This is a genomic window from Mycobacterium sp. NTMscope_Eco_3 (genome assembly GCF_976985685.1).
In genome coordinates, this window is the sequence record NZ_CDRJYZ010000001.1 from 4,151,886 (window position 1) to 4,174,093 (window position 22,208).

General features: G+C 66.7%; 24 protein-coding genes, 1 pseudogene and 1 other annotated feature. Of the genes and pseudogenes, 15 read left to right on the forward strand and 10 right to left on the reverse strand.

Translation table 11 applies throughout. The features are described from left to right. Window positions 1-191 precede the first annotated feature (191 nt). Window positions 192-446, forward strand: a complete 255-nt coding sequence (whiB1, locus tag AC0KTM_RS19080) for a transcriptional regulator WhiB1 (RefSeq protein ID WP_036467351.1) — start codon at window positions 192-194, stop codon at window positions 444-446. A gap of 60 nt (window positions 447-506) precedes the next feature. On the opposite strand, the gene AC0KTM_RS19085 is transcribed toward whiB1, so the two are convergent. Together AC0KTM_RS19085 and AC0KTM_RS19090 are read right to left on the reverse strand one after the other, a co-directional pair. Beyond that, on the reverse strand, window positions 507-2,006 hold the full coding sequence (locus AC0KTM_RS19085) for a sensor histidine kinase (RefSeq protein ID WP_472416410.1): 1,500 nt from the start codon (window positions 2,004-2,006) through the stop codon (window positions 507-509). Window positions 2,007-2,057: 51 nt separating this feature from the next. After that, window positions 2,058-2,273 (reverse strand): biotin/lipoyl-binding carrier protein, encoded by a 216-nt coding sequence (locus AC0KTM_RS19090; RefSeq protein WP_225329925.1) that lies wholly within the window; start codon window positions 2,271-2,273, stop codon window positions 2,058-2,060. Between the two features lie 275 nt (window positions 2,274-2,548). Between AC0KTM_RS19090 and AC0KTM_RS19095 the strand changes: the two genes are divergently transcribed. After that, window positions 2,549-2,623: a 50S ribosomal protein bL37 gene (locus AC0KTM_RS19095; RefSeq protein WP_085976515.1), complete on the forward strand. Its 75-nt coding sequence runs from the start codon at window positions 2,549-2,551 to the stop codon at window positions 2,621-2,623. Window positions 2,624-2,629: 6 nt separating this feature from the next. Here the strand turns inward: AC0KTM_RS19095 and rsrA are convergent, their stop codons facing one another. Both rsrA and AC0KTM_RS19105 read right to left on the reverse strand, forming a co-directional pair. Further along, on the reverse strand, window positions 2,630-2,944 hold the full coding sequence (gene rsrA, locus AC0KTM_RS19100; RefSeq protein WP_225329904.1) for a mycothiol system anti-sigma-R factor: 315 nt from the start codon (window positions 2,942-2,944) through the stop codon (window positions 2,630-2,632). Beyond that, entirely contained in the window at window positions 2,941-3,603 is a 663-nt protein-coding gene (locus AC0KTM_RS19105) for a sigma-70 family RNA polymerase sigma factor (protein WP_225329924.1), read from the reverse strand. The genes rsrA and AC0KTM_RS19105 overlap by 4 nt, the downstream gene beginning before the upstream one ends. Before the next feature lie 314 nt (window positions 3,604-3,917). Between AC0KTM_RS19105 and AC0KTM_RS19110 the strand changes: the two genes are divergently transcribed. Both AC0KTM_RS19110 and AC0KTM_RS19115 read left to right on the forward strand, forming a co-directional pair. Continuing rightward, window positions 3,918-4,766 (forward strand): SDR family oxidoreductase, encoded by an 849-nt coding sequence (locus tag AC0KTM_RS19110; protein ID WP_225329903.1) that lies wholly within the window; start codon window positions 3,918-3,920, stop codon window positions 4,764-4,766. 171 nt (window positions 4,767-4,937) lie between these two features. Continuing rightward, entirely contained in the window at window positions 4,938-5,396 is a 459-nt protein-coding gene (locus AC0KTM_RS19115; protein ID WP_225329902.1) for an aminoacyl-tRNA deacylase, read from the forward strand. Here AC0KTM_RS19115 and AC0KTM_RS19120 read toward each other — a convergent pair. The 5 genes from AC0KTM_RS19120 to AC0KTM_RS19140 are packed head-to-tail and all read right to left on the reverse strand — an operon-like array spanning window position 5,383 to window position 10,048. Continuing rightward, window positions 5,383-6,393 (reverse strand): zinc-dependent alcohol dehydrogenase, encoded by a 1,011-nt coding sequence (locus AC0KTM_RS19120; RefSeq protein ID WP_225329901.1) that lies wholly within the window; start codon window positions 6,391-6,393, stop codon window positions 5,383-5,385. The genes AC0KTM_RS19115 and AC0KTM_RS19120 overlap by 14 nt on opposite strands. A gap of 23 nt (window positions 6,394-6,416) precedes the next feature. Continuing rightward, window positions 6,417-6,866, reverse strand: coding sequence for a VOC family protein (locus tag AC0KTM_RS19125; RefSeq protein WP_225329900.1), 450 nt, complete (start codon window positions 6,864-6,866; stop codon window positions 6,417-6,419). After that, window positions 6,863-8,053, reverse strand: coding sequence for a sulfotransferase family protein (locus tag AC0KTM_RS19130; RefSeq protein ID WP_238956667.1), 1,191 nt, complete (start codon window positions 8,051-8,053; stop codon window positions 6,863-6,865). Before AC0KTM_RS19130 ends, AC0KTM_RS19125 begins: the two co-directional genes overlap by 4 nt. 4 nt (window positions 8,054-8,057) lie before the next feature. Continuing rightward, complete coding sequence (locus AC0KTM_RS19135) at window positions 8,058-8,807, reverse strand: SDR family NAD(P)-dependent oxidoreductase (protein ID WP_238956668.1); 750 nt, start codon at window positions 8,805-8,807, stop codon at window positions 8,058-8,060. Beyond that, entirely contained in the window at window positions 8,804-10,048 is a 1,245-nt protein-coding gene (locus tag AC0KTM_RS19140) for an alkyl sulfatase dimerization domain-containing protein (RefSeq protein WP_472416412.1), read from the reverse strand. Before AC0KTM_RS19140 ends, AC0KTM_RS19135 begins: the two co-directional genes overlap by 4 nt. A gap of 42 nt (window positions 10,049-10,090) precedes the next feature. Here AC0KTM_RS19140 and AC0KTM_RS19145 point away from each other — a divergent pair, with 42 nt between their 5' ends. The 11 genes and pseudogenes from AC0KTM_RS19145 to AC0KTM_RS19195 all read left to right on the forward strand — a co-directional run bounded on the left by AC0KTM_RS19145 (window position 10,091) and on the right by AC0KTM_RS19195 (window position 20,875). Continuing rightward, complete coding sequence (locus tag AC0KTM_RS19145) at window positions 10,091-10,861, forward strand: SDR family NAD(P)-dependent oxidoreductase (protein ID WP_238956670.1); 771 nt, start codon at window positions 10,091-10,093, stop codon at window positions 10,859-10,861. Between the two features lie 3 nt (window positions 10,862-10,864). Beyond that, window positions 10,865-11,488 (forward strand): TetR/AcrR family transcriptional regulator, encoded by a 624-nt coding sequence (locus AC0KTM_RS19150; RefSeq protein WP_238956671.1) that lies wholly within the window; start codon window positions 10,865-10,867, stop codon window positions 11,486-11,488. Between the two features lie 200 nt (window positions 11,489-11,688). Then, window positions 11,689-13,002, forward strand: a pseudogene (locus tag AC0KTM_RS19155) (HNH endonuclease signature motif containing protein); the annotation flags it as partial. 19 nt (window positions 13,003-13,021) lie between these two features. Beyond that, window positions 13,022-14,470 carry a recombinase family protein gene (locus tag AC0KTM_RS19160; RefSeq protein WP_472416414.1) on the forward strand — a complete coding sequence of 483 codons (1,449 nt, stop codon included), beginning with the start codon at window positions 13,022-13,024 and terminating at the stop codon, window positions 14,468-14,470. Between the two features lie 849 nt (window positions 14,471-15,319). Next, window positions 15,320-15,493 carry a hypothetical protein gene (locus AC0KTM_RS19165; RefSeq protein WP_472416416.1) on the forward strand — a complete coding sequence of 58 codons (174 nt, stop codon included), beginning with the start codon at window positions 15,320-15,322 and terminating at the stop codon, window positions 15,491-15,493. Further along, a complete protein-coding gene (locus tag AC0KTM_RS19170) occupies window positions 15,490-16,644 on the forward strand; it encodes an AAA family ATPase (protein WP_472416418.1) in 1,155 nt (384 codons plus the stop codon). The genes AC0KTM_RS19165 and AC0KTM_RS19170 overlap by 4 nt, the downstream gene beginning before the upstream one ends. A 293-nt stretch (window positions 16,645-16,937) precedes the next feature. Then, window positions 16,938-17,396: a hypothetical protein gene (locus AC0KTM_RS19175; RefSeq protein ID WP_472416420.1), complete on the forward strand. Its 459-nt coding sequence runs from the start codon at window positions 16,938-16,940 to the stop codon at window positions 17,394-17,396. Then, window positions 17,396-17,770, forward strand: a complete 375-nt coding sequence (locus AC0KTM_RS19180; protein ID WP_472416422.1) for an NUMOD4 domain-containing protein — start codon at window positions 17,396-17,398, stop codon at window positions 17,768-17,770. Before AC0KTM_RS19175 ends, AC0KTM_RS19180 begins: the two co-directional genes overlap by 1 nt. Beyond that, window positions 17,763-18,050: a hypothetical protein gene (locus AC0KTM_RS19185; RefSeq protein WP_472416424.1), complete on the forward strand. Its 288-nt coding sequence runs from the start codon at window positions 17,763-17,765 to the stop codon at window positions 18,048-18,050. The genes AC0KTM_RS19180 and AC0KTM_RS19185 overlap by 8 nt, the downstream gene beginning before the upstream one ends. A gap of 316 nt (window positions 18,051-18,366) precedes the next feature. After that, window positions 18,367-19,785, forward strand: a complete 1,419-nt coding sequence (locus AC0KTM_RS19190) for a phage major capsid protein (protein WP_472416426.1) — start codon at window positions 18,367-18,369, stop codon at window positions 19,783-19,785. 889 nt (window positions 19,786-20,674) lie between these two features. Next, complete coding sequence (locus AC0KTM_RS19195; protein ID WP_472416428.1) at window positions 20,675-20,875, forward strand: hypothetical protein; 201 nt, start codon at window positions 20,675-20,677, stop codon at window positions 20,873-20,875. A 19-nt stretch (window positions 20,876-20,894) separates the two neighbouring features. Here AC0KTM_RS19195 and AC0KTM_RS19200 read toward each other — a convergent pair. Next, window positions 20,895-22,135 (reverse strand): IS3 family transposase gene (locus AC0KTM_RS19200; RefSeq protein WP_472408499.1). Its coding sequence is split into 2 segments (ribosomal slippage): window positions 20,895-21,848 and window positions 21,851-22,135, totalling 1,239 coding nucleotides; the frame shifts between segments, so codons are not numbered across the junction. Then, window positions 21,743-21,860, reverse strand: a sequence feature (AL1L pseudoknot). Its footprint overlaps the gene before it by 118 nt. Window positions 22,136-22,208: the final 73 nt, after the last annotated feature.

Sequence of the window (22,208 nt, forward strand, 5' to 3'; positions counted from 1 at the left end):
TACGAGATGATCAAAGTGAGATAGCCCACGAGCGAACTCACACTATTGACATCTGTTGAGCCTGTGAAACGATCAAAAGGTTGCATGCAGAAATTTACGTAGGGGTGCGGCCCCTTTTCTTCTGCACGCGTTTAACAGCCGAAGAAAATAGCCGTGCGCCTTGCTGCGCACTCAGTAAGGAGTAAAGACGTATGGATTGGCGCCACAAGGCGGTCTGTCGTGACGAAGACCCGGAGCTGTTCTTCCCGGTGGGGAACAGTGGTCCGGCGCTCGCGCAGATCGCTGACGCGAAACTGGTCTGTAATCGGTGTTCGGTGACCACAGAGTGCCTCGGCTGGGCCCTGAACACGGGCCAGGACTCGGGCGTCTGGGGCGGCATGAGCGAAGACGAGCGGCGTGCGCTGAAGCGTCGCAACGCCCGGACGAAAGCCCGCAGCGGGGTTTAACCCAGATAACGCAAAACGGTGCGGCCTCGATGATTGTCGGGGCCGCACTCTTGCGTCTGCCTACAACAGCATTCGGGTCCGTCGGCCGATCGGGACGCGCAACACCACGTCGGTGCCGCGGGCCGCGGACTGGCTCATCCCCAGGGTGCCGTCCAGTTCCGCCGAGACGAGCGTCCGCACGATCTGCAGCCCGAGGCTGTCGGAGGTCTCCAGGCTGAATCCGTCCGGCAGGCCGCGGCCGTCGTCGTGCACCACGACGTCGAGCCAGCGCGCGGAGCGCTCGGCGCGGATCGTCACCGAGCCTTCCTCGACGGCCGGGTCGAAGGCGTGCTCGATCGCGTTTTGCACCAGTTCGGTGATCACCATGATCAAGGCGGTGGCCCGGTCGGAGTCCAGCACACCCAGATCGCCGACCCGGTTGATGCGGATCGGACGGTCCACCGAGGCCACGTCGTTCATGATCGGCAGGATCCGGTCGATGACCTCGTCGAGGTTGACCTGCTCGTCCACCGACATCGACAGGGCGTCGTGCACCAAGGCGATCGACGACACCCGGCGCACCGACTCGATGAGCGCCTCGCGACCCTCCGCGTTGGCCGTGCGGCGGGCCTGCAGGCGCAGCAGCGCCGCGACGGTCTGCAGGTTGTTCTTCACCCGGTGGTGGATTTCGCGGATGGTGGCGTCCTTGGATATCAGGGCCCGGTCGCGGCGCTTGACCTCGGTGACGTCGCGGATCAGCACCGCGGCGCCGGCGCTGGCGCCGTCGACCACCAGCGGCAGCGTGCGCAGCAGCACGGTGGCTCCGCCGGCGTCGACCTCCATGCGCATGCTGCGCCCCCCGGCCACCAGGTCCCGCACGTGCTCGGCCACTTCCTGCGCCTCGAACGGATCCGAGATCAGCGGGCGCGTGACCTCGATGAGGTTGTGTCCCTCCAGGTCGGCGGTCAGGCCCATGCGGTGGTAGGCCGACAGCGCGTTGGGGCTGGCGTAGTCGACGACGCCCTTGACGTCGAGGCGGATGAAGCCGTCGCCGACCCGGGGGGTGGAGCGCGACATCACCACGTCGCCCGCGTCGGGAAAGGTGCCCTCGGCGAGCATGTGGACGAGGTCGCCGGCGCACTGCCGGTAGGCGATCTCCAACTGGCCGGACGCGCGGTCGGCGGCCACCGCGGTCTGATGGTGGGTGAGCACGGCCACCACCTGGCCGCCGTACCGCACCGGGGACGCCTCGACGTGGGTGCCCGGCAACCACGAATTCTCTTGGCCCGCAACGTTATCCCGCTGTGCGGTGCCCGACGCGAACGTCTCGGCGACGAGGGTCAGGCGGCCGGAGGCGATGGCGGTGCCCACCGCGTCGGTCTGGAGCACCGTGGGCGCGGTATTGGGCCGGCATTGCGCCACGCACACCAGCACGCCGTCGTCGCGCCGCACCCACATCAGGTAGTCGGCGAACGACAGATCCGCCAGCAGCTGCCACTCGCCCACCACCGCGTGCAGATGGTCGACCGCGTTGCCCGGCAGCATGGTGTGTTCGGCGAGCAGATCACCGAGAGTTGACATCGCTTACTCCCCGGGTCGTTCCCCGGCGGCTGGTCGAAGGGGCCTGACCGGCTAGCTGATCACCGCGATGAGGTCGCCCGCCTGAATGACGTCGCCCACCGACACGCTCACCTTGCTGACGGTGCCACCGACCTCGGCAAGGACGGGGATCTCCATCTTCATCGACTCCAGCAGCACCACGGTGTCGCCTTTGCCGATCTGGTCACCCTCGTTGACAACGACTTCGAGCACGCTGGCCACGATCTCGGCGCGCACATCCTCGGCCATCTTCACCCCACTCGTTTCGGCCTCTGCGCAGGCTGGCTGCTGGTCATCGCCGGTTGTTGGTCCATCGCTGGATCTTTGGTCCATCAAGGTTCTACCAGGCTCGCCTACATCGAACCACAGGGCCCGCCGGGACCGCGGCGCGCGGCCCCCGACGGCCCCGCATGCGGGCCGCACCAGGGCGAAGACAATGCGCGGCGCGTCTCGTGAGAGACTGGACGGCAAGCCAACCGGCGCCAGGCGCCTGGTTTGACAAGCAATCAACGGAGGTTCGACCCATGGCCAAACGAGGCCGTAAGAAGCGCGACCGCAAGCACAGCAAGGCCAACCACGGCAAGCGACCCAATTCCTGAGGGACGCTACTGCGTACCCCGCATGATGGTGGTGCGCCGGATCTCGAGCCGTAGCCGCTCTCGCAGGCCCTCCGGGGCCCTTTCGCCTTTGCATTTGGTGGCGATCAACGCCTTGATGCGCTCTTCGAGGCCGTAGTGCTTGAAGCAGCCGGGGCACGCCTCGAGGTGCTGGCGCAGTTGTTCGCGGGTGTCCGGGCCGCATTCACCGTCGAGCAGCAGCCAGACCTGGCGGATGACCTCCGCGCAGCCGACGCTGCCGTGGGACTCGTCGTTGGGGCAGGCCTCCGGCGAAGCACCGCCCTGGCCGGCGAACTCGCTCATGACGACACCTCCTCGTGCGCCTGCTGACCGCGGTTGAAGCCCCGCTCCTTGGCAACGTCGGCCAACAGGCCGCGCAGTTGCCGTCGGCCGCGGTGCAGCCGTGACATTACCGTTCCGATCGGCGTATCCATGATTTCGGCGATTTCCTTGTACGGAAATCCCTCGACGTCGGCGTAATAGACCGCCATCCGGAATTCTTCCGGCAAGGCCTGCAGCGCGTCTTTGATCTCGGAGTCCGGCAGCGACTCCAGGGCCTCCACCTCGGCCGAACGCAGCCCGGTCGAGGAATGCTCGGCATTGGCGGCCAGCTGCCAGTCGGTGATTTCCTCGGTCGGATACTCCGCCGGCTGGCGCTGCTTCTTGCGATAGCTGTTGATGTAGGTGTTGGTCAGGATCCGGTACAGCCATGCCTTGAGATTGGTGCCGGCCCGAAAAGAGCGGAAGCCCGCGTACGCCTTCACCATCGTCTCTTGCAGCAGGTCCTCGGCGTCGGCGGGGTTTCGCGTCATGCGCAGCGCGCCGCCATAGAGCTGGTCCAGCAGGGGAATCGCGTCGCGCTCGAAGCGCGCCGTCAGTTCGGCGTCCGTCTCTTCGGGCGCCACGGGCTCGGTAATGGACGGCGTTGCCGCGCCATCGCGGCCATCTAGAGAATCGGCCATGTCGCTTAATCCGGTCCCTTCTGCTGCGGTGTTACCGGAAAGCACCGAAAGCGCCACCGGACTCGCAAGGACGCCAGCCAACTGCTCCTCGCCTAACAGGCTCGTCGCCGTTGACACCACGCTGCTCCTCCCAATCTAAAGGCTCACCCCGACAAGCTCCGCCCGGGTGTGACCCACCGCATCGAAAAACCAATTGGATCAACCGCGCGCACGATCCGGCTATTTCCGGGGCGAATTCGGCCCGCAATATCGGTACCCGCACCCCGGCGCAGACCCCGGTCGGGCCGATTCCGGCGTGGCGTTAGTGTGACGCCATGTCCCTGAATGGCAAGACCATGTTCATCTCCGGCGCCAGCCGCGGCATCGGCCTGGCGATCGCCAAGCGCGCCGCCCAGGACGGCGCCAACATCGCCCTGATCGCCAAGACCGCCGAGCCGCACCCGAAGCTGCCGGGAACGGTGTTCACCGCGGCCAAGGAGCTCGAAGAGGCGGGCGGGCAGGCCCTGCCGATCGTCGGGGACGTCCGCGACCCCGATTCGGTCGAGGCCGCCGTGGCCAAGACTGTCGAGCAGTTCGGCGGCATCGACATCTGTGTCAACAACGCGTCGGCGATCAACCTGGGTTCGGTCACCGAGGTGCCGATGAAGCGGTTCGACCTGATGAACGGCATCCAGGTGCGGGGCACGTATGCGGTATCGCAGGCCTGCATCCCGCACCTGAAAGGGCGCGAGAACCCGCACATCCTGACGCTGTCGCCGCCGGTGCTGCTGGGCCGCGAGTGGCTGAAGCCGACGGCCTACATGATGGCCAAGTTCGGCATGACGCTGTGCGCGCTGGGCATCGCCGAAGAAATGCGGGACGAAGGCATCGCGTCGAACACGCTGTGGCCGCGCACGCTGGTGGCGACCGCCGCGGTGCAGAACCTGCTCGGCGGTGACGAGGCGATGGGCCGGGCCCGCAAGCCCGAGGTGTACTCCGACGCCGCCTACGTCGTCCTCAACAAGCCGTCCAAGGAGTACACCGGCAACATGCTGCTGTGTGAGGACGTGCTGGTGGAATCCGGCGTCACCGACCTCTCGGCGTACAACTGCGTGCCGGGTTCGAAGTTGGGCGTGGACTTCTGGGTCGACGGCGTCAACCCGCCGGGGTACTCGGGGCCATAGTCGTGATCGCAAGCGCGGCGCAGCCGGGCGCGGCGGGTCACGACCGTCGAAGTTCGTCGTGATCGCAAGCGCGGCGCAGCCGGGCGCGGCGGGTCACGACCGTCGGAGTTCGTCGTGATCGCAAGCGCGGCGCAGCCGGGCGCGGCGGGTCACGACCGTCGGAGGTAGCCGGTGCGCGGCGCGGCCACCCCGGGCATCGCCGAGTTGGTGAAAGCCGGTGTGCCGCACCAGGTTTTGCACTTCGACGCGGTCGCCGACCTGTCCGCGTCGTCCGGCGTGGCGCCCGAACAGGTTTTCAAGACGCTGATCGTCGCGCTGCCGGGTGAGCTGGCCGTCGCGATCGTGCCGGTGCCGTCGCGGTTGTCGCTGAAGGCGGTCGCCGCGGCGCTGGGTGTGGCCAAAGCCGTCATGGCCGAGCCCGCCGCCGCGCAGCGGGCCACCGGCTATGTGGTGGGCGGCATTTCGCCGTTCGGTCAACGCAAGCGGCTGCGCACGGTCCTGGACGCCTCCGCGCTGCGCTGGGATCGGATGCTGTGCAGCGCCGGCAAGCGGCATTACGATGTCGCGGTCGCACCCCGGGACCTGATCCGCCTCACCGGCGCGATCACCGCCGACATCAGCCGAGAGTGACGACGACCTTGTCCGCGGCACCCGGAGTTTGGGCGAGCTCGAGCGCCTCGCCGACGTTGTCGAACGGGATGGTGTGGCTGACGATCAGCGCGTATTTCTCCCAGTTCGCGACGAGATCCTTGGTCACCTCGAAGATTTCGTCGGGGTAGCCCATGCTCCCGAGGAGGGTGATCTCGTTGCTCATCACGTTGATCAGGTCGACGGGCACCGGCTCCTTGTGGACGCCGACGATGCCCACGGTGGCACCCTTTTGCGCGGCGGCGAGCGCGGTGTTGACGACGGCGGGCACACCGGCCGCGTCGAGATAGATGTTCGTGCCCGCCTTGCCGGGGTACATGCTCTCGCCCCGGCCGTGCAGTTCGATCAGGCGCGCCACGACGTCCTCGTCGGCGGAGTTGATGACCGCGTCGGCGCCGATCTGTAGCGCCTTGTCCAGCCGGCCGGGGAGCAGGTCCACGACGACGACGTGGCTCACGCCAAGGGATTTGAAGGCCAGCGTGGCGCCCAGGCCGATCGGTCCGGCGCCGAACACGGCGACCTTGTCCGTCGGCTTGGGTCGGCACCGGTTGGCGCCGTGACGCGCGACGGCCATCGGCTCGTTGAGCGCCGCGACCTCCCACGGGACGTGGTCGGGGATGACCTCGAGACTCGTTCCGCGGACCGCGTTTTCGATGAGCAGGTAGTCGGCGAGCGCGCCGCTGGGTCCGCCGTTGCCGATGATGCCGCCCGGGGCGGCCATCGGGTTGATGACGACGTGGTCGCCGACGGCCAGGCCGCTCACCATCTCGCCGACCTCGGCGATCTCCCCGGCGGGCTCGTGTCCGAGCGGTGTGTGTCCCTGGCGAGGGGGCAGCCCGCCGATGGTGATGTAAAACGCGTCCGAACCGCAGATGCCGCAGGCGCGCATCCGGACCAGCACGTCGTTGGGGCCCACCGTGGGACGCTCGGCGTCGAGTACTTCGGCCTTGCCCGGGCCGGTGACCATTGACATCTTCATCAGTGACTCCTCGCGCGAACGGGTCAAGCCGCCATGGATTGCAGAAACCCGGGCCAGTCGGGAAACAGTGCCCGGTCCACGATCTCGATGCGGACGCCGGACGGGTCGACGTAGTAGGCGAACATCGACAGCGTCTCGCCACTGGGTCGCGCCTCCAGGCGGTACCCGCTGTGTTCGAGTTGCGCTGCGGCACCGGCTATGTCGTCGACCCAGTAGCCGAGGTGGTGGGCGCCGCCTCCGGGTGGCGCGGTCCAGATTGTGCCCGGCACTGCCTGGATCAGCTCCAGGTGTGGCGCGTCGACCGAGTAGACAAAGCGGAACGGCACGTCGATGTCGCCCTCGGCGGTGGCCACGCTCAACGTGTACTCGACCGGTTTCGTCCACCGGTACCCCATCGCCCCGGTGAGCCGTTCGGCGGCGGCGGACATATCGTCGACCACCAGACCGGTGTGATGGCAGTCCGCCGGATTCATGGCGTGGCCTCCAGTTCGATGTCGAAGGTATCGAGGTATTCGGCGAAGATCGGTTCGAGCGCGTCGACGGTCAGGCCGTACTGGTCGAGGGTGTACGCGTTGAGCGCGAAGCGGTCCTGGGGGTGCTCGGCGAGCCAATTACGCATGCGCGCTTCGGTTTCGGAGGTCAGCGGTTCGTCGGCCCACTCGTAGATGCGCCGCATCACTGCCATCGGGTCGCGCATCATCTCGTGGTAATACATGTGGAAGAAGCGCTCGTCGCCGATGCGGTCGCGGGCCCGCAGCGGCCGCTGGACGTGGTAGCGCATCTGCGCCATGGCGTTGCGCCCCATGGCATTCAGGTCGATGGCATCGGGGTGCAGCACCATCCCTTTGGGCAGCTTCCATAGGTTGCACAGCGACCCCGTCGCCTTGTAGGGGTCGCGGTGCGCCCAGATCAGCCGGGCGTCGGGGAACACCGTGAGCAGCGCCTCGATGTGGACCGAATGCGACGGCATCTTCAGGCTCCAGTTGCCCGGGGCGGCGGATTGCAGGACCTGCAGGTAGCGCTTCTGGTATTCGTAGGTGCTGGTCATGTCGGTCTCGTGGAACAACCATTCGGCGTAGCGCGAGGTCGACAGGAACGAGTCCCAGGACAGCCCCTTGAAATCCTGATTGTGGATGAACATGTCCTCGGTGGGCCCGTCGGCGTCTTCCCAGTGCGGCAGCGGCACTTTGGCCTGCGTGACCATGTCCAGGATCTTGCGCTGTTCCTCCAGCAGGGCCAGGCAGCGCGGGTCGGTGCGCAGCGCCTCGGTGGGCGCCGGCGGGATCGGGTGCACGCACTGCCAGTGCAGTAGCGAGCGCCTGGCCGGATCCTGGTCGAGCAGGTAGCTGATGACCGTGGTTCCGGTGCGTGGCATGCCCAGGACGATCAGCGGTCGCTCGACGGGCGCGTCGAGGACTTCGGGGTGCGCCTGGATGTAGGCGTGTACCTGCATGCGCCGCCCCAGCGCGTCGGTGGCGTCGGTGAGGACGCGTTCGCGGCCGAACGGGGTGAACGCGGGCGAACTGTTGAGCTCGTCGAGCATGATGGCCAGCCCGTCGCGCCAAGAGTCGGAATCGATTTCGGCGAGGCCGGTGCGCTGTGCGGCCAGCGTGAAGACGTCGTCGGTGGTCGAGACGTTGTCGAAGTTGTTGTCGCTCATCGTTTCAGACCGTCAGGTATCCGCCGTCAACGGCGATGGTGGTGCCGGTGATGTACGAGGCGGCGTCGGTACACAGGAACAGCGTCGCGCCGGCGCAGTCCTGGGGTGTGCCGGGCCTGCCCAGGGGCGTGTGGAAGCCGATCTCGACGTCCATCACCTCGGGAATGCCCATGGCCGGGTGGGTCATTCGGGTGTCGATGAGCCCGGGCGCGATGGCGTTGACCCGGATTCCGTCGTCAGCCCACCGCCGCGAGAGGTTCATCGTCAGGGCGAGCAGGCCCATCTTCGACGAGGCGTAGCCGGGGACGAACACCGCCGAGCGGAACGCGGACATCGACACGACGCTGACGACGCTCGCCCCGCCGGGCGCCTGGCTGGACTTGAGCAGGTCATAACAGCGCATGGTCAGCCGCATCGGTCCGAACATGTTCTGCGTCACCGACGCGACGTAGCCGTCCGGGTCGTATTCGTCGCCCGCGGGATAGGGGCCGCCCGCGTTGTTGACCAAGATGTCCAGCTCACCCAGCGAGTCCGCCAGCGCGTCAACGGATTCGGGATCCTGGATCTGACACTGGCGGTAGGTGTACGCGCTCAGATCAGTCTCGGAATAGTCCGCGGCGGAACCGCGGGTGCCGGTGACCGTGACGGCGGCGCCCGCGCCGGCGAATGCGGCGGCGATGGCGTTGCCGATTCCGCTGGTGCCGCCGGTCACCAGCACGTTGGCGCCGGTGAAATCGAAGTTGACGGTGTTCATTCGGGTGACCTCAGTTCGTTGATGGATTTGGTGAGCCAGGCTTTTTCCCAGAAGTTCTCCGCGTCGACCAGGAGCGCCTCGTGGGCGTCGGCCGCGGCCGCGCGCGCCGCCGCGTGCAACGGCTGGGCGGCCAGGATCAGGTCGGTGAGGTGGATGGCCTGCACCGGCCGCCCGGCGGCCACGTGCGCGCGGGCCGCGTCCACGAGCGCGTCGGCACCGGCCGCGCTCACCACGTCGGCCGCCACCGAATCCGGTGCCACCCCATACAATTCGGTGGTGGAGCGATGCCGGAACCATCCGGTGTACATCTCCCAGATGGCGCGCACATTCCACGACGTCTTGCCGTACCCTTCGCCGATGTCGAGGTGCTCGGGCACCGTGACCTCGCGCATCGCGGTGTGGACGTCGGTGCCGAAATTCATCAGTTCGGCGGTGCGGTCGTGCACGGCCTGCATGGCGTCACGCATCGCGGTGACTTCCTCCGCGATGCGATCGGCGCCCTCGATGGGGTCGAAGTGGCCGGTGATCAGCCGCTGCGGTCCGTATTCCAGCACGGTGTTCAGCGACTCGATGTAGAGAATCGGATCGCGATAGCGATCGCCGCGGATGGTCATCAGGTTCGGCACGTGCCCAAACAGCGGCCCGAACAGGTTGCCGGTGAACAGGATCCGATCCTGCGGCAGCCACACCACCAGCGCGTCGGTGGTCTCGCCGCCCGGCGTCCACGCCAGCTCGAAGGCTCGGCCGCCGACGGTGAAGCTGTGCCGCTGGTCGAACGTCGTCGTCGGCTCGGGAAACGAGAAGTCGATGGTCGCGGGGTCGACGGTCTGGAAATGCTCGAGCACCGCGTCGGAGAACTTCTGGAAGGCGAACGACGTCTTGGGCACCCGATAGCCCATGAGCAGCGTGTTGTCGTCGCGCCAATACCGATAGTTGCGGTTCATCACGACGTTGGTGCCCTCGTCGCGCAGCGAGTTCACCCCGCCCCAATGGTCGGCGTGCCCCTGCGTGACGATGATCGCCCGCGTCGGGCCCGGCACGTCGGCAAAAGCCTTGCGATGCAACGGCCCTTCGAACACCAGCCCGCTGTTGACGATGACCCGTCCCTCGTCGGTGGCCACCGCGTAGGCGTTGGAGACGCCCGGTGACATCCAGACGCCGTCGCCCAGGGCCAGCGCCGGCGTGTCCGTCGCCGCCGACAGGTCGCCGGCTCCGGGCCGCTCCCGATGAATTCCAGCCATGACTGGCGATCCTCTACAGTTCTAGAGGTAAAGTCAATATCCATGGGATTGCAGGGTTTGATCGACAAGGTGGCGGTCGTCGTCGGCGGCGCGACCGGAATCGGCGCCGCGACCGCCGCGCGTCTCGCCGAGGAAGGCTGCCGGGTCGTCATCGGCGACGTCGCCGCCGACGCCGCGCAGCAGACGGCCGAACACATCACCGCCGCTGGGGGAACGGCGGCCCACGTGCCCTTCGACCTGGCGGACCCCACGTCGGTCGCCGGGCTGATCGACACCGCCGCAACGACTTTCGGCGGTGTGGACCTGTTGTTCAACGTGGGCGCCGACATGAGCGCCATCCGGGCCGACACCGACGTGGTGGACATCGACTTCGACGTCTGGGACCGGGTGATGGCGGTGAACCTGCGCGGGTATGTGGCCGCGATGAAATACGCCATCCCGAGAATGCTGGACCGCGGCGGCGGGGCGATCGTCAACATGTCGTCGGCTGCGGCGTTCCAGGGTGAGCCCGCGCGCCCGGCCTACGCCACCGCGAAGACCGGCATCGGCGCGCTCACCCGCCACGTCGCGTCACGGTGGGGAAAGGACAACATCCGGTGCAACGCGGTCGCGCCCGGGTTCACCGCAACCGAGACCATCCGCTCGGTGCCGCGGTGGCCGGACCTGGAGGCCGGCGCGCTCAAGCGCATTCGCGGACCGCGCGTCGGCAACCCCGGCGACATCGCCGCGCTGGTCGCCTTCCTGCTGTCCGAGGAGGGCGAATGGATCAATGGTCAGGTCGTCAACATCGACGGCGGCACCGTCCTTCGGTGACCCATGGCTGACAGTACGAGGTCCCGCAAACGCGACGGCGATGAACGCCGCCGCGACCTATGCGACGCCGCGATCCAGGTGCTGGCCGAACACGGATCGCGCGGGCTCACCCACGGGCGCGTCGACCGCTGCGCCGGCGTCCCCGAGGGCACCACGTCGTACTACTACCGCACCCGCGCGGCCTTGCTGCGCGGCGTCGGCAAGCGCGTGGCGGTGATCGACGTCGCCAACTTGCAGTCGGTGATCGACGAACCGGTCGACCCACTCTCGCCGTTCGCGCACCTGGCCCGGCTGACGATGATGCAGGCCGAGGGCTCCGGGCTGATGCTGAACCGCGCGCGCCACGAACTGTTGCTGGGCGCCGCGCGCGATCCCGATCTGGCCGACACATCGCAGGTGTTCGTCGCCCGGATCAACGCGATGGCCCGCGACGCCATCGCCCACCTGCAGCCGGACACCCGCGACCCCGAACTGCTGGACGCGCAGACCACCGCCGTCACGACGTTCATCGCCGGCATCTTCACCCGACTGGCCGCCGGTGACCGCACCGTCGGCGACGCCGAGCAACTCACCCGCCTGCTGGAGGCGGTGGCCACCGCCGTGTCGCTGACGGCGCAGCGGAGTTAGGCGGCTGGGAGGCGAAGCCCCGTGCGATCGGGCCGGCTTTGCGTGTGGTCGATCGCGCGGCGGCGGGCGCCTCGGCGGATCGCGCCTCGCGCCGCTACGTTTCGGATATCGGAAACGTATATTGAATTCCCTTGTGCCACTGTGTTTTCAGTGGTCACAATTCGGGGTTTTCTGTCGGTGGGCCTCGATAGTTTGACGGTATGAGTTCGGGCATCGTGGATCGGGACGCGATCAGCGCGGCCTTCGACGCGCTCGACGCCGCCCTCGAGGGCGTGGCAGGGCTGAGTTTTGACGCGCTGGCTCCCCGGGAGTGCCTGGCGTTGTTGGAGCGCTGCGAAAAGGTGCGCCGCCGGCTGCCCGTGCCCGAGCATGCGTTGATCAATCACCTGGCCCGCCAAGCCAGCATCCAAGAACTCGGCGCCAAACTCGATCAGGCGATCGCCGACCGGTTGCGGATCAGCCACGCCGAGGCCGGCCGGCGGGTCACAGAGGCCGCCGATCTGGGCCCGCGCCATGGTCTGACCGGTGAACCCTTGCCCCCGGTGTTGGCCGCCACCGCCGCCGCCCAGGCCCGCGGTGAACTCGGCGCCGGACACATCGCGGTGATCCGCAGGTTCTTTCACCGGCTGCCCGGCTGGATCGACCCGGTCACCCGCGAGCGCGTCGAGGCCGATCTGGCCGGCCACGCCGCGTATCACCGGCCCGACGAACTCGACGGCCTGGCCCACGTCCTGGAAGATTGCCTCAATCCCGACGGTCTTTTCACCGACGAGGACCGGGCCCGTCGCCGCGGGGTGACCCTGGGCAACCAACGACCCGACGGCATGTCGGAGTTGCGGGGGCTGATCACTCCCGAACTACGGGCCACCGTCGAAGCCGTGGAGGCCAAACTCGGCGCGCCGGGCATGTGCAACCCGCTTGATGAGATGCCGTGTGTGGAGGGGACGCCCAGCCAGGCCGCCATCGACGGTGACACCCGCTCCAAGGCTCAGCGCGGCCATGACGCCCTGCTGGCCGCGCTGCGGGCGCTGTTGGCCTCCGGGGAGTTGGGTCAGCACAACGGGTTGCCGGCCTCCATCATCGTCACCACCACCCTGGCCGAGTTGGAGGCCGCCGCCGGACGCGCCCTCACCGGTGGGGGCACCATCCTGCCGATGAGTGAGGTGATCCGCCTGGGCCGCCACGCCCACCACTACCTGGCGATCTTCGATAAAGGCAAGGCCCTGGCGTTGTATCACACCAAGCGGATCGCTTCCCCGGGGCAGCGGATTGTGTTGTACGCCAAGGACCGCGGCTGCACCGCCCCAGGCTGCGGGGTTAAGGGCTACTACTGCGAAGTCCACCACACCACGGACTACAGCAAGTGTCACAGCACCGACATCGACGACCTCACCTTCGCCTGCGGCCCGCATCACCGCATGCTCAACCCCGGCGGATGGCACACCCGCACAAACGCCCGCGGCGACACCGAATGGAAACCCCCGCCCCACCTCGAGCGCGGCCAACCGCGAACTGCTGAAGTACCCTTTAAGGATGGACGCAGCCGTATACCTCCGGATCAGCGAAGACAGGTCGGGCGAGCAGCTCGGCGTAACCCGACAACGCGAGGACTGCGTCGGGTTGTGCCAGGAAAGGGGCTGGACCCCGGTCGAGTACCTGGACAACGACACCAGCGCGACCAACGGCAAGCCTCGGCGTGCGTATGAGCGGATGCTGGCCGATATCCGCGACGGACGCATCGGCGCGGTGGTGGTGTGGGACTTGGACCGGCTGCACCGCCGCCCAATCGAGCTGGAATCGTTCATGGCCCTGGCCGACGAGAAGCACCTGGCCCTTGCCACCGTGTCCGGGGATGTGGACTTGTCCAAGCCCCAGGGCCGTCTGGTGGCGAGGCTCAAGGGCAGCGTGGCCGCCCACGAGGGTGAGCACCGCCGTGCCCGCCAGTTGCGCGCGACCCGCCAGCTCGCCGAACGCGGGGTGCCGAACTGGACGCGGGCGTTCGGGTATCTGGGCGATACTCGCCAGCCGGACCCGGTGACCGCACCGCTGGTGAAACAGGCCTACCTCGCGGTGCTGGCCGGGGCCAGCTTGGGCGACGTGTGCCGTTTGTTCAACGAGGCCGGCGCGCTGACCGAGCGGTGGGTGCGGCCGCGCGATGCCGATGGCAATCCCATCTCAGACGCCCAGCCGGTGGTCCAGCGCCGCCCGTGGACGCCCAGCGTAGTGTCCAAGTTTCTGCGCAACCCCCGGAACGCGGGCCTGCGGACCTACGGGGTGCGCTATGGCCGGGTGACCCGCGAGGACATTGTGGGCCAGGGCAATTGGCCGCCCCTGGTGGACGAGCAAGCATTCTGGGCGGCGCAGGCGGTGCTGGATGCCCCCGGTCGCGCACCGGGCCGCAAGAGTGTACGCAAACACCTGTTGACCGGCGTGCTGGGCTGCGGCAAGTGCAGCGGCTACCTGTCCGGTGCCTACGTCGGGAAGACCACCAAAGCGCTCACCTACATCTGCAAGGCCTGCCACGGAATCAACATTCGGGCCGAGTACGTGGAACCGCTGCTGTTGGACATCGTTGGGGGGCGGCTGGCGATGGCTGATGCGGTGGACCTGCTCAAGGCCGAGCAACACGACACCGAGCAAGCCGAGTCATTACGCGCACAAGCGAATTCACTGCTGGTCCGGTTGGACGAGATTGCCGACGAACGCGCCGATGGCCTGCTTACCGGCAAGCAAGCCCAACGCGCCACCGAGCGAATCAACGCGAAGCTGGCCGTCATCGAACACCAACAGCAGGACGCCGAACGTGTGCGGGTGTTCCGGGACCTGCCGCTCGGGACGCCGGAGGTGGTGGATGCGGTGCGCGCGCTGTCGGCGGACCGCTTCCGCGCGGTGGTGGACGTGCTGATGACTGTGACTGTGGCGCCCGTGGGTAAGAGTGGGCGCGTGTTCAATCCGGACCGGCTGCAGGTGTCCTGGCGCTAGTTTGGGCGCTTCACTCACAACCGCGTAGGTTCTAGCGTTTCACGTACAACCCTATTCCCAAGGCGTGGTATCCGCGTCCTGGGGTTTCACTATTTCCCTGTTTTCACGTACAACCGCAAACAGCTTCGGGCATCCACCCATCCCGGATTGCGTGTGTGACTCACAACCGCAAAATGCAGCTCTGAAATCCCTTGTGGCGCTGCCGGACAGCGCGACATGCCGACACGCGGACCAGTCCCCCTAAAAAATCTGCACAGCTCTACTTTGTGAACCAGCCCAGCGAACCCGTCTGGGTGAGAACCACGACGAGCGTATTTGTGCCCAGGGCCACCCCAGACCCTCAGACCGGACTGGTTGGGACGCAAGGAAATACGCCACTCCAAAGAGGAGGGCTGTAACTTTGCCTACCCAAGACCCCCTTGGGGCACACCCTGATTCACGTGAAACCCACGACGCATACGTTGCCCGCGTGCTCGCTGAAGCGCCGCCGCTCACCTCACAGCAGAGGGCGCAGCTGGCCGAGCTGCTGCGCCCTGTCCGGGTGGTGGAACCGTGACCGGCCACGAACACAGTGGTGCCCCCCAGGCGAACCTGAGGGGCACCACTGGAACCAACGACACCGCGCGTATTCGGCATCTTGACCGCCGGAGCGCGGGCCAACGCGATTCCGGGGCTGCTGGGGATGCTACAGCGCGCGGCCGACACGAGGCGGGACACTATTCGGCGGGTTGCGATCCGACCGCTGGTGTGGCCCAACAGCTGCGGCGTCGCCGCGTTGCGTGTCGGCGACTTCCCCCGCTGTCGTGCGGCTGCCGAGATCCATGGCCATGCCGCTGCACCGACCAGCCGATGTCGGATGTCGAGCTTGACGGGTGGCGCGACGCAGCCCTGCACCTGCTATGCGCCGGCCGCACGCCGCTGCTGCCGCTGGAAGCGCGTCGCGCCCTGTGGCGCAGAGGCGGGCCGGATCGGTTGCTCGTCGAGCGGCTGCAGGACACGAGCGCGGCGGAGGCAGTCGCGTGACCGCCAACGAGGACCGCGCCGACGAATACCGCGAAGTCTGGGCCGACCAAATCGAGCCCCCACCGCTGTGCCTGATCGAAGACAACGACAACGAACCACTGCCCGCCGTGGACGGCCGCGACGGTGAGCCATACCCAGGCCAGCCGCCACCGGACGATCCGGAACCACCGGAACCACCGGAGGAGCCAACAACACCAGTCCTGGCCGACAGGCTGCTCACGCGCTCAGGGCTCCGCAGCCTGCCCACTCCGGAGCCGCTGATTGACAACGTACTGGACCAGGGCACCACGGCGCTGCTTTACGGAAAGTGGGGAACGGCAAAGACATTCATCGCACTGGACTGGGCCGCGTCGGTGGCCACTGGCCGCCCATGGCAGGGCCGGCCCACCGAGCAGCGCCGTGTGCTCTACGTGGTGGGCGAGGGCGCTAACGGTTTCAAGGGGCGCGTGGACGCCTGGGAGCTGGGTTGGCAAACCGACATCGACGACCAGGTAATGCACGTGCTGCCGGAGCCGGTCAACCTGACCCGGCCAGCTGAGGTTGACCAGTTGCGCGCGCTGGTGGTCTGGGGCGGCTACGGCTTCGTGGTGCTGGACACGCTGGCGCGCTGCATGGTCGGCGGTGACGAGAACAGCGCAAGAGACTGCGGCATCGTCGTGGAAGCCATGACGAAGGTCCTTGCGTCTACTCCTGGCGGTCGCGGCGTGGTGTTGGGTGTCCACCACCCCGGCAAGGACGGCAAGACGCTACGCGGGTCCACCGCGTTTGAGGGCGGCGCCGACACGGTCTATTTCACGTCCCGCGACGGCGGGGTGATCACGCTGGACCGCCAGAAACGCAAGGACGGCCCCGAATCCGATTCTCACCAGCTGGAAATCGACCCCATACCAGGGACTTCCAGCGCAGCGCTCAAGCGGGCCACAAATGTTCCACCCGAGGGTGGAACAACGGCTCGCGCGGAACAGCTGTATTCCATCTTTGTCCAAATCTTCAGTGGAACTGGAGCAACCAAAACCGAGCTACGAACTGCCGCACTGGAAGCGGGAATGTCCACCGGATCGTTCTACCGCGCACTGTCTGACCTGGTGAAAAGCAATCGGTTGCTCAACACGGGTACGGAAGCGCGCCCGTTCTACAAGCAGGTCAGCTAATGAACCGTTCCAGTTGTTCCACCTCGTTCCACCTGCCGCTGGAATGTTCCATTCCACCCACCCACCCTTTGGGTGGGTGGAACTGGAACTGGAACTGGAACGGAAACCAGCACGAGCAGTGGTGTCCGGTGCTCGTGCTGCATGAGCACAGGGAGTTGACCCCAAGCCAGAAGCGCCGGCACCGCCGCTATATGGACCACCGATGACCCCACCGACCGCGCTGCAGCGACCGCTGCCGCGCTAGCCCGGCCCGCGCCCGTGGGTCGGTTCCCAACCAGAGAAAGAACGCAGCCATGACGATTGACGACCAGCACAACCCGCTCGACCCAATGTGCTGTGAGCACGACAAGCTTGAACTGGTGGACTACCAGGAGCACTGGGACACCAGTGCCGTGACCGCCCTACCGGAAGGGTGGGTCAACGTGTTCAATCCCCGCCAGTTGGACGAGCCGCTGCGCTGCTCGCCGGCACCAGCGGTGTTGACCCAAACGCTGGTGTGCGAAGTCAGCGTTTACCGCGACGAGGCGACACAGGAATTCAGCGTGGACGTCCAGCGTGGGCAACGCACGCGGGTGGTGGCGGCTCACATGGCCGGTGGCCAGCTGATCCCTGCCCAGGAGCACGACCCCGACTACGCGGACACCGTGCCAGTTGAGCGGTACAGCGACATGTATGACGCGCGTCAGCGGATGCAAAAACGGTACTTTCCGAACACGGTGTGCCACAACAACAACGGGGACGGAGCAGCGTGATGACCGACCCAACCATGAGTGAAACCGGCACAGCGCCAACGCTTGCCGAACCAGAATCCGGTACGGAGAGGTGGAGGCCGGTGGTCGGCTGGGAAGGCCTCTACTCGGTTTCATCGCACGGGCGCGTGAAGTCCCACGCGCGCACCGTTCGACACCCGGGCAAAGGAACGCAGACCGTTGCCGAACGAATCCTGACCCCATTCGGGGGCGACGCGCGGGGCTATCCCGTGGTCCGGCTGTTCCGGGACGGCACTAGCCAAAAGCGCAGCGTCCGGGGCCTAGTTCTGGAAGCGTTCGTCGGCCCCTATCTCGAAGGATTGCCGAAAGCCGTTCGCCAACTGGTGATGACCCACGAAAGAAACCCCCATGAGTGACAACCAGGCATCAATACCCGCACCGGCCGACCAGGCACCAGGGCGCGACGACTACCGGCGCGCGGCCGCGCTGATGGTCCACGTCTATGCCGGGGATGTGCTGGGTTTCAACGACACGATGGCCGAGGCCGACCAGCTGGGCCGCATGTCGTCGCTGGTGATCGCCGTCGTCGAAATCGCCGGCAAAGCCGATGTGCCGCTAGCCAGCCCGGAAGGCATCGCGGGGTTGCGCGCGGTCGCGGCGGGCATGGCGCTAGACGAACAAGGCGACACGAAATGACCGGCCAGATCGCGGCCTGGTTCGTTGTCGGCTGGGTGGGCTACAGTGGGCTTGCTGTTGCTCTCGCGCAGGCCCGGCCCGAAAGGGTTGCGCCGCCACCGGAACCGACCAGGGGTCGGAACTGCTGGCAAGCCAATGTCCGACAGCGAATCGCCCGCCCGCACAGGTAAACCTGCCCGGTTCATGCGGGACACCCCCTTAATGGAGTGCGTGGAATTGCTGTGTCCCCGCCGTCATGTGCGTGGCGGCGGGGGCCGCACCGCTCCCACCCGAAAAACTTTGTCACAGCCCTGGATTACGAGAAAGACGAACGAACATGACGATCACCATGGACCGTGACCAGGCGGTTGCCCGTATGACGGAGCTCCACGAACGGATCAGCGCCCTGGCCGAAAAGCACCGGCTCTCGAAGGCCGACGAGCAGGAATGGGCAGAGGCCGGCGCAGAGTTCGACGAGCTGACCCGGCACGTCGAAAAGCTGGACCGCTGCGCCGCGATTGCCGGCGCTGCCGGGGAAGGCGGCGGCGGGTTGCGTCTGGAACGCGCCAGCGACGGAATCAACCCATATCGGGGCGCGGACGCTCTCGCGGAGCGGGTGGCCGGCGGCCACCGTGACGCCGCCCTACGGACAGTCGAGCGATCCCTGAAGGCTGGCGCCCTCGACGCGCGCAGCGCGGAGATCGTGGAGCGGTTGTGCGAGGACGGCCACGAGCTCCAGCGCAGCTGGATGCAGCGCTGGGTAACCGACTCCGGCAGCCCGGAGTACAAGTCGGCTTTCCGCAAGCTGGTGGTGCACGGGGAGCAGCGGGCGGGGCTCGAGTTCACCCCGGCCGAACGAGCTGCGTTCGACCGGGTTACGCGGCTCAAGGCTGAGCAGCGCGCCATGTCCTTGACGGACAGTGCCGGCGGGTTTCTCGTGCCCTACGAGGTCGATTTCAACATCAACCTGGTCAACGCGGGGTCGATCAATCCGCTGTTGCAGTGGGCGCGGGTTGTCAAGTCGGTCAGCGACATATGGCACGGCATCAACTCCAACGGCGTGGTCAGTGAGTGGCTGGCCGAAGCCGCCGAGGCATCGGACACTTCGCCGACGCTGGCTGAGCCGCAGGTGCCCAATTACAAAGCCTCCAGATGGGTTCCGTTTTCCGTGGAAGTGGCCATGGACAGCGTCAACCTGGTTTCCCAGCTGGGCCAGTTGATTTCGGACAGCCAGCTCCAATTGCTCAACGAGGCCTGGACCAACGGCGGCGGTGTGGGCGGGCCTACCGGCATCGTCACCAAGCTGACCGGCTCATCGAGCGTGATCAATGCCGGGACTGCGGCAACGATTTCGGCCGACGACGTGTACGCACTGCAGAACAGCCTGGGGCCGCGCTGGCAGGCCAACGCCAAGTGGCTGGGCAATCTGGCCGCGATCAACGCGATTGCGGCGTTGGAGACCCCGAACGGGGCGATCCGCTTCCCGTCGATCCAGAACGACCCGCGCACGCTGTTGGGCCGCCCGGTGGGTGAGGCCTCCAACATGAACGGCAGCTTGGCGGCCGGCACCAACGCGCTGATCTACGGCGACTGGAACCAGTTCGTGATTTCCCAAAGGATCGGCACCAGCGTGGAATTCGTTCCCGTGGTCTTTGGCCCCAACCAGCGGCCCACCGGCCAGCGCGGGCTGTGGGCCTGGTCGCGGTGGGGATCGGACTGCATCAACACCTCGGCGTTCCGGATGCTCAAGGTCTAGACGAACTTCCGCGCGGGTCCGGCTGTGGTATCTGCCCCTGCTCGGTTCGGGGACCCCCTGGACCCGCGCGGAACCCCAAGGACTTCCGTGGAGGGCGGCGGGGGTTGTGCTGGTGCCAACCAGCCCAACACCAGGGCACGCTGGCCCTCCACGGGACCAGCTTCCCGTGGAAGGGGCTTGGCGCGCTGACAGGTGGAACCCAGCGCGCCCACGTGTCCCCGGCGACAGGTCCCTCCACGGGAACCAACCCAGGTCAACGCGCGGCCACCCGCGTGACCCGGCACAGCGACACCCACCAGGCTTGCCTCCTTGGCCTGGTGGGTGTTCGCTATCCACCCGAACCCACACATTGGCCGAACATGTTGCGGCACCACCCCATCGGCCAACCACCACGCACACGGCAACCACGTTGTACGTCACAACGTCAAACGGCACGCAGCCAACTACTCACCGGCCAACCCAACCAACCACGGCCCCCAACCCAGGTGGACCAGGCAACAGCCAAGCAGCCAAGCAAGCAGGCTCAACCCCCACCAGGCAAACCTGCCCGGCCAAACCGCCGGTGCAACCACCCACCGCCATCCAACCTGCAAGGCCCTGCACAACCCACAACCACACCACCGCGCCCAATACCACGGGACACCGCCACCACAGCGGCACAGGCGACTGCAACCCCAGCAACCACCCCACTGCAACAGGGGGGGTACCTCACGCGCGCGAAGGGGGACAGCCAAAACACACCCAGCCCGCTATGTACATACCCCCCCGAGCGTTTTTGCCCGTTTGACGTCTGGCTGGATCGTTGCTGCAGCAGGGGTTTCCGGCACCCGTGACATGCGAGGATGGCGTATCCCGCTGTGTGTCGGTGCTTTCGGGGAAAATGCCCACCATGAAGGCTGCTGAGCGGGAGCGGCGTAACGCCCAGGTGCTCCAGTTGTTCCTGGGCGGCGCCAGCCATCGGACCATTGCGCGGGCTGTGGGGCTGCGGTCTCACCGCAGTGTGGGCAACATCGTCGAGGCGGCTCTGGGGTCCTGCACGGATCGGCGTGAGCTGCTGACGGATGAGGCGTTCGCTGTGTGGCAGGAGTGAACTACCCCAGGTTTAGTTCCTACTCGGTTGCGAGGGCCGGGGTCGGCTGGCTCGCAGGGTGTGAGGTGCCGGTGAGGGCGGCCTCGTACTCGGCGGGTGGAACGTAGCCGAGGGCTTCGTGCAGGCGTTCCTGGTTGTACCAGGCCACCCATTCGGCGGTCGAGAGTTCGACATCATCGATGCACCGCCAGGGCTTGCCGCGGTTGATGAGCTCGGTCTTGTAGGCGGCGTTGACCGCTTCAGCGAGGGCGTTGTCATAACTATCGCCACGCGACCCGACCGAGGGCGCGATCCCCAGTTCAGCCAGCCGGTCGGTATAGGCCAGCGATAGGTACTGGGATCCGCGGTCGGAATGATGAACCAACTCGGATAGATCGGTATTCGACTGCCACACAGCGTGATTGAATGCTTGAAGCGGGAGGTCTTCGGTGCGCATCGTGGCCGAGACCGCCCAGCCAACGATCTTCTTGGTGCACGCATCAGTGACGAACGCGGTGTAACAGAACCCCTGCCAGGTCCGCACGAACGTGATGTCGGCGACCCATAGCCGGTTCGGTGCAGCGGCCCGGAATTGGCGGTTGACCAGATCGGCCGGCCGGATCGCGGCCGGGTCGCTGATCGTGGTGAACACCGGCTTGCCCCGCTGGGCGCCGCGCAACCCGGCCTTGCGCATCAACCGGCGGGTTTGTTCACGGCCCAGCTGCCAACCACGCCGTGTCATCGCCGCGTGCATCTTCTTGACCCCATACACCGAGTAGTTCTGCCGGTGCACCGCCTCAAGGTCAGCGATCAGCTGCTCATCGCGGATCTCCCGGTCCGACGGTGGTCGGGTCCGCGCGGCCCGATAACCCCGCGAGGTGAGGAATCCGGGGATAGCTGCCCGCAGCACACGGCAGATGAGCTCGACCCCGAACTGATCGCGATGAGCATCGATGTAGGCGATCATTTCGTCGCGGGGCGGTCGAACTCCGCGGCAAAAAACGCAGACGCTGACTTCAAAATCTCGTTAGCCCTGCGCAGTTCAGCGTTCTCGCGCTTGAGCTTACGGATCTCGGCATGCTCAGAACTGGTCATGCCCGGCCGTTCACCAGCATCGACTTGGGCCTTGCGTCGCCACCGACGCACCGACTCCTCCGAAATATCGAGTTTGCTGGCGACAGACTTTATGGCCTCGAACTCCGACACTTCCGAGGCTTCCATCACAGTGTCCAACAACCGCAACGCACGCTGCCGAAACTCCGGCGAATACTGACGGGGCATAGCTTCCAATCCTCCTATAAGGATCGGAACTAAACCTGGGGTAGTTCAGAGCGCAGCGAGCGGCTGCTGCGGG

Excerpts from the sequence above, each read along its gene's own strand:
- whiB1 (WP_036467351.1), top strand. The coding sequence starts at position 192 with ATGGATTGGCGCCACAAGGCGGTCTGTCGTGACGAAGACCCGGAGCTG.
- AC0KTM_RS19085 (WP_472416410.1), bottom strand. The coding sequence starts at position 2,006 with ATGTCAACTCTCGGTGATCTGCTCGCCGAACACACCATGCTGCCGGGC.
- AC0KTM_RS19090 (WP_225329925.1), bottom strand. The coding sequence starts at position 2,273 with ATGGCCGAGGATGTGCGCGCCGAGATCGTGGCCAGCGTGCTCGAAGTC.
- rsrA (WP_225329904.1), bottom strand. The coding sequence starts at position 2,944 with ATGAGCGAGTTCGCCGGCCAGGGCGGTGCTTCGCCGGAGGCCTGCCCC.
- AC0KTM_RS19105 (WP_225329924.1), bottom strand. The coding sequence starts at position 3,603 with ATGGCCGATTCTCTAGATGGCCGCGATGGCGCGGCAACGCCGTCCATT.
- AC0KTM_RS19110 (WP_225329903.1), top strand. The coding sequence starts at position 3,918 with ATGTCCCTGAATGGCAAGACCATGTTCATCTCCGGCGCCAGCCGCGGC.
- AC0KTM_RS19120 (WP_225329901.1), bottom strand. The coding sequence starts at position 6,393 with ATGAAGATGTCAATGGTCACCGGCCCGGGCAAGGCCGAAGTACTCGAC.
- AC0KTM_RS19125 (WP_225329900.1), bottom strand. The coding sequence starts at position 6,866 with ATGAATCCGGCGGACTGCCATCACACCGGTCTGGTGGTCGACGATATG.
- AC0KTM_RS19130 (WP_238956667.1), bottom strand. The coding sequence starts at position 8,053 with ATGAGCGACAACAACTTCGACAACGTCTCGACCACCGACGACGTCTTC.
- AC0KTM_RS19135 (WP_238956668.1), bottom strand. The coding sequence starts at position 8,807 with ATGAACACCGTCAACTTCGATTTCACCGGCGCCAACGTGCTGGTGACC.
- AC0KTM_RS19140 (WP_472416412.1), bottom strand. The coding sequence starts at position 10,048 with ATGGCTGGAATTCATCGGGAGCGGCCCGGAGCCGGCGACCTGTCGGCG.
- AC0KTM_RS19145 (WP_238956670.1), top strand. The coding sequence starts at position 10,091 with ATGGGATTGCAGGGTTTGATCGACAAGGTGGCGGTCGTCGTCGGCGGC.
- AC0KTM_RS19150 (WP_238956671.1), top strand. The coding sequence starts at position 10,865 with ATGGCTGACAGTACGAGGTCCCGCAAACGCGACGGCGATGAACGCCGC.
- AC0KTM_RS19160 (WP_472416414.1), top strand. The coding sequence starts at position 13,022 with ATGGACGCAGCCGTATACCTCCGGATCAGCGAAGACAGGTCGGGCGAG.
- AC0KTM_RS19165 (WP_472416416.1), top strand. The coding sequence starts at position 15,320 with ATGTCGGATGTCGAGCTTGACGGGTGGCGCGACGCAGCCCTGCACCTG.
- AC0KTM_RS19175 (WP_472416420.1), top strand. The coding sequence starts at position 16,938 with ATGACGATTGACGACCAGCACAACCCGCTCGACCCAATGTGCTGTGAG.
- AC0KTM_RS19180 (WP_472416422.1), top strand. The coding sequence starts at position 17,396 with ATGACCGACCCAACCATGAGTGAAACCGGCACAGCGCCAACGCTTGCC.
- AC0KTM_RS19185 (WP_472416424.1), top strand. The coding sequence starts at position 17,763 with ATGAGTGACAACCAGGCATCAATACCCGCACCGGCCGACCAGGCACCA.
- AC0KTM_RS19190 (WP_472416426.1), top strand. The coding sequence starts at position 18,367 with ATGACGATCACCATGGACCGTGACCAGGCGGTTGCCCGTATGACGGAG.
- AC0KTM_RS19195 (WP_472416428.1), top strand. The coding sequence starts at position 20,675 with ATGAAGGCTGCTGAGCGGGAGCGGCGTAACGCCCAGGTGCTCCAGTTG.